The sequence below is a fragment of the Protofrankia sp. CiP1_Cm_nod4 genome (genome assembly GCF_982290645.1).
This window is the reverse complement of record NZ_CEVIVC010000033.1, coordinates 42,634-47,392: the sequence shown is the minus strand read 5'-3', so window position 1 is coordinate 47,392 and position 4,759 is coordinate 42,634. Positions and strand designations below refer to the sequence as shown.

Below are 4,759 nucleotides of genomic sequence, written 5' to 3'. Positions count from 1 at the left end.
CATGGTCGACCAGCTCTCCTCGTTCGCGGACGAGGTCACCCGGGTGGCCAAGGAGGTCGGCACCGAGGGCAAGCTCGGCGGCCAGGCGACGGTCGACGGGGTGGCCGGTACCTGGAAGGCCCTCACCGACAACGTCAACCAGCTCGCGTCCACGCTGACCACCCAGCTCCGGGCGATCGCCGAGGTGTCGACCGCGGTCACCCGCGGTGACCTCACCCGTTCGATCACGGTGGAGGCCGAGGGCGAGGTCGCCGAGCTCAAGGACAACATCAACCAGATGATCGCCAACCTGCGGGAGACCACTGAGAAGAACGCCCAGCAGGACTGGCTGAAGTCGAACATCGCCTGGATCGGCGGCAAGATGCAGGGCCAGCGCGACCTGTACGCGGTCTGCCAGATGATCATCAGTGAGATGACGCCGGCGGTCGGCGCCCAGCTCGGCACGGTCTACCTGCTCGACTTCATCGAGGGCGACAAGCTGCGGCACGTCGCCGGCTACGGCTCGGCGCCCCGCAAGCGCTCCGACGGCACCTTCCTCTTCGGGGAGGGCCTCATCGGCCAGGCCGCGGTGGAGAAGAAGCGCATCCGGGTGGAGCAGGTGCCCGCCGGCTACCTCTACATCCGCAGCGGCCTCGGGGAGGCCCCACCGAGCGACCTGGTCGTCGTGCCGGTCCTCTTCGAGGAGCAGGTGCTCGGGGTCATCGAGCTCGCGTCCTTCACCCAGTTCTCCGAACTGCACCTGCACCTGGTCGACCAGCTCGTCGACACGATCGGCGTCGTCCTGAACACGATCATGGCGAACGCGCGGACGGAGGAGCTGCTCGCCCAGTCGCAGCGGCTCACCCAGGAGCTGCGCTCGCAGTCGGTGGAGCTCCAGCGCACCAACAACGAGCTGGAGGAGAAGGCCGCGCTGCTGGAGGAGAAGAACCGGGAAATCGAAATGGCCCGCATCGGGCTGGAGGAGAAGGCCGAGCAGCTCGCCCTGTCGTCGCAGTACAAGACCGAGTTCCTGGCGAACATGAGCCACGAGCTGCGCACACCGCTCAACAGCCTGCTGCTGCTGGCGAAGCTGCTCGCCGACAACCCGGAGGCCAACCTCAGCGCCAAGCAGATCGATTTCGCCGAGACGATCCACTCGGCCGGTTCCGAACTGCTCGAGCTCATCAACGACATTCTCGACCTGTCGAAGGTCGAGGCCGGCAAGATGGACGTCGAGGCCGCCACCGTCCGCACCACGACCCTCTGCGACGCGGTCGCGCAGATATTCGGCCCGCTCGCCGAGGAGCGGGGGCTGTCATTCGAGGTGACGGTCGCCAACGACGTCCCGGCGGAATTCGTCACCGACGAGCAGCGCATTCAGCAGGTGCTGAAGAACCTGCTGTCCAACGCGGTGAAGTTCACCGATTCCGGTGAGGTGCGGCTGGATGTCACCGTCGCGTCCGACGAGATCGAGTTCACCGCGCCGAGCCTGTCCGCCGCGCCGGTGGTGCTGGCGTTCAGCGTGTCCGACACCGGTATCGGGGTGGCGTCCGACAAGCTCCGCATGATTTTCGAGGCCTTCCAGCAGGCGGACGGGACGACGTCGCGCCGCTACGGCGGGACCGGGCTCGGCCTGTCGATCAGCAAGGAGCTCGTGCGGCTGCTCGGCGGGGCCATCGGGGTCGCCAGCGCTGTGGGCCAGGGCAGCACCTTCACCCTGTACGTACCGTCGGTGATGCCCTCGGAGGTCCTGCCCTCCACCACCCCCGGGGACAACGAGGGAATCATCATGCTGTCCGGGGAGCCCCGCGCGGCGGCGTCGCACCGGCTGGCCGGGATGCAGGGCAGGCAGGCGCTGGAGGAATCCCGGCTGGCGGGGGGGCCGGCCACCATGGCCTGGCCGGGCCGGGCGGGACCGGGCAAGGACGGACCGGTCAGGAACGGGTCGGCCACGGAGGAGCCGGGCGCGGTGTCGGTGCCGGTGCCGGCAGCACGACGTTCGTCACGTTCGGTTCCGGGCGCGACGGGGCCGATGGCGACCGGCACCTCCTTCCTCACCGAAGCGCCCGAGGAGTTCGCCCGCCGCGAGCCCGTCAGCGGGCTGGACGAGACCGACCCGCTGGTCGGCACGACCGTGCTCGTCGTCGACGACGACGTCCGCAACGTGTTCGCCCTCACCAGCGCGCTGGAGATGCACGGCATGCGGGTGCTGTACGCGGACAACGGCCACGACGCGATCCGGCTGCTCCAGCAGGAGGGCTCGATGATCGATCTGGTGCTGATGGACGTGATGCTGCCGGGCCTGGACGGGAACGAGACCACGTCGACGATCCGGCAGATGCCCGCCTTCGCCGCCCTGCCGATCGTGGTGCTGACCGCGAACGCGATGCCGGGCGACCGGGAGAAGAGCTTCGAGGCGGGCGCGACCGACTACATCACCAAACCGGTCGACCTGAGGCATCTGCTCAGTGCCATGCGGTCGCATCTGTAGGCGGCCGCGTCCGGAGCAGGTGTGGAACGGAAGCCTCGAAGTTCGCGCCGATGCCCGCTTGTATCGCCTGCCCGCCGACGCGGGGCCCGCGGGTACGGCGCGGGTACAGCCCGCGGGTACGGTGGGCGCCGCGGCTACCGGCGCCCGGCCCGGCCCGGGTAGCCCGGGCCGGGCGCCTGGATCGGATGTTTTGTCAGGGATACTTCCTGGGAACGGAACGTGAGTATTGCGGAAGGCGTGTGGTCGCGGATGCCTGGCCGCTTGAGAGGGCTTGTACGGTTGGGTTTTGGCGCATGTCCCCAATGCTGGCAATGCGCCGTGGGCGAGGAGGCGGGCAGGTGACCGAGCGCAAGGGCGGCCTCGTGGGCGCTGGGGACGCTGTGGGCGCTGTGGACGCCGAGGACGCGCACGGTACGGAGCGTCCGCGCAGCAAGATCCTTCTGGTGGACGACCGGCCCGACAACCTGATGGCTCTCGAGGCGATCCTGGCCTCCCTCGACCAGGACCTGGTCACCGCGTCGTCCGGGGAGGACGCCCTCAAACGCCTCCTGGTGGACGATTTCGCCGTGATCCTCCTGGATGTGCAGATGCCGGGCATGGACGGTTTCGAAACCGCGCACCGCATCAAACAGCGCGGCCGGACGCGGGACACCCCGATCATCTTTCTCACCGCGATCGACCGGGAGCCCCATCACGCGTTCCGCGGGTATGCCGTCGGCGCGGTCGACTACATCGCCAAACCGTTCGACCCGTGGCTGCTGCGCGCAAAGGTCACGGTATTCGTCGAGCTGTTCGAGAAGAATGAGCGGGTCGCCGAGCTCGCCCGGGCGAGGGTCCGCGACTTCGACCTGATGACCGAGATCGCCGAACGGCTGTCCGCGCTCGAGGTCCTGCTGGAGGGCACCTCCCCGAGCGTCCCCGAGGAGACCATCGCCGCCGCGGCGGCCGAGGTCCGCGGCCTGGTCACGCGGCTGCGGCCGTTCTCCCGGGCGGGCGGCGGCCCGCCGGCCACGGCATCCTGACCGCGGGTGTTCCGGGGCCGGGTGTTCCGGTTCCTGGCCGGGGGTCGCGGGGGCGCGGCCTGGCCGCGGGGAAGCGCTGCCCGCGGTCGTCCGCGCAGGGCGTGAGCTGGGGGAGTCTGCCGCTCGGTTCGCTTTTCGATCCGGGCGGGCCCGGTGAGTGTACCGAACGACAAACCCACAGCGATCTTTTCCGTTGGCCGTCGACCATGCGGTCACGCATGGTCGTATGACTGGCGCTCCGGGAGCCGCAGAGCGGGCCGATCCTGGAACCTGCCGACGCCGGGAGCCCGGCGGGGCCCGGAGATCCACCGAAGGCCTCAGGGCCCGCCGAAGGCCTCACCTCAGAGCCTGCCGAAGTCCTCAGGGCCCGCCGAAGGCTCAGGGACCTGACGAGGGCTCAGGACCTGGCGAAGTCGAGCAGCACCTCGATGATCCCGTTGTTCTCGACCCGGATCCCGCCGGCGTTCGGCGGCTCGACGCCGTAGTCACTGAAAGTGACGGGGATCTGCCCGCTGACCCGGATCTGCCCGCCGGTGAGCTGGGTGTCCAGCGGGACGGTGACGGTCCTGGTGACGCCGTGCACGGTCAGCTCGCCTGTTGCCTGGTAGGTCTTCCGCTCGCCCTCGGCGGGCACCGATCCGAGGTCGATCGGCTGGGTCAGCCTGAAGCCGGCCGTGGGGAACCGGGACGTTTCCATGATCCGGCCGCGGAACTGGCTGTCGCGCGGCGACTGGTCGCTGGTGATGGTGGCCACGTCCACGCTGAAGTCGGCGGACGGCACGGAGGTGCCGCTGACGACCAGCTTCCCGGTGACGGACGAGGTCCGGCCGACCGCGGTGGTGTCCTGCCCGAACAGGACCTCCTTGACGCGGTATCCGGCCTGCGAGCCGGCGGCCACCGTCCACGTCCCGTCGGCGGTGGTGTAGGCGGCCGTGGCGCCGGCGGCCGGGCCGGTCGCGGTGCCGCCGGGCGCCGGCGCGCTGTCCAGCGACAACTTGGCCGGCGGATCACCCTCGATGAAGTTGATGTAGACGAACGGCCCGCCGGCCACGAGGGCGGCCAGGGCCACCACGCCGATCACCAGACCCTTCACCCAGCGTGGCCGTTTCTTTTTCGTCGGGCCTGACGGGCCTGACGGGCCCCATGGACTCGGTGGACTCGGCGGTCCTGCCTGCTCCGGTGGGCCCGGCCGGCTCGGCGGTTGCGATGAGTCGGCCGGACGGGACGCATCGGCTATCATTGATCACTCCTCGGTGGTTGCGTGGCC

General features: G+C 69.7%; 3 protein-coding genes. 2 read left to right on the top strand and 1 reads right to left on the bottom strand.

From position 1 onward, the window contains the following. A partial coding sequence (locus AC5LSR_RS08995; protein ID WP_493468349.1) for an ATP-binding protein occupies window positions 1–2,470 on the top strand: 2,470 nt, incomplete at its 5' end. Between the two features lie 338 nt (window positions 2,471–2,808). Continuing rightward, window positions 2,809–3,492: a response regulator gene (locus tag AC5LSR_RS08990; RefSeq protein WP_250284604.1), complete on the top strand. Its 684-nt coding sequence runs from the start codon at window positions 2,809–2,811 to the stop codon at window positions 3,490–3,492. 397 nt (window positions 3,493–3,889) lie between these two features. Here the strand turns inward: AC5LSR_RS08990 and AC5LSR_RS08985 are convergent, their stop codons facing one another. Then, the gene (locus tag AC5LSR_RS08985) at window positions 3,890–4,585 is read right to left on the bottom strand and encodes a YceI family protein (protein ID WP_250284606.1); all 696 of its coding nucleotides are present in this window, start codon (window positions 4,583–4,585) and stop codon (window positions 3,890–3,892) included. Between the last annotated feature and the right edge of the window lie 174 nt (window positions 4,586–4,759).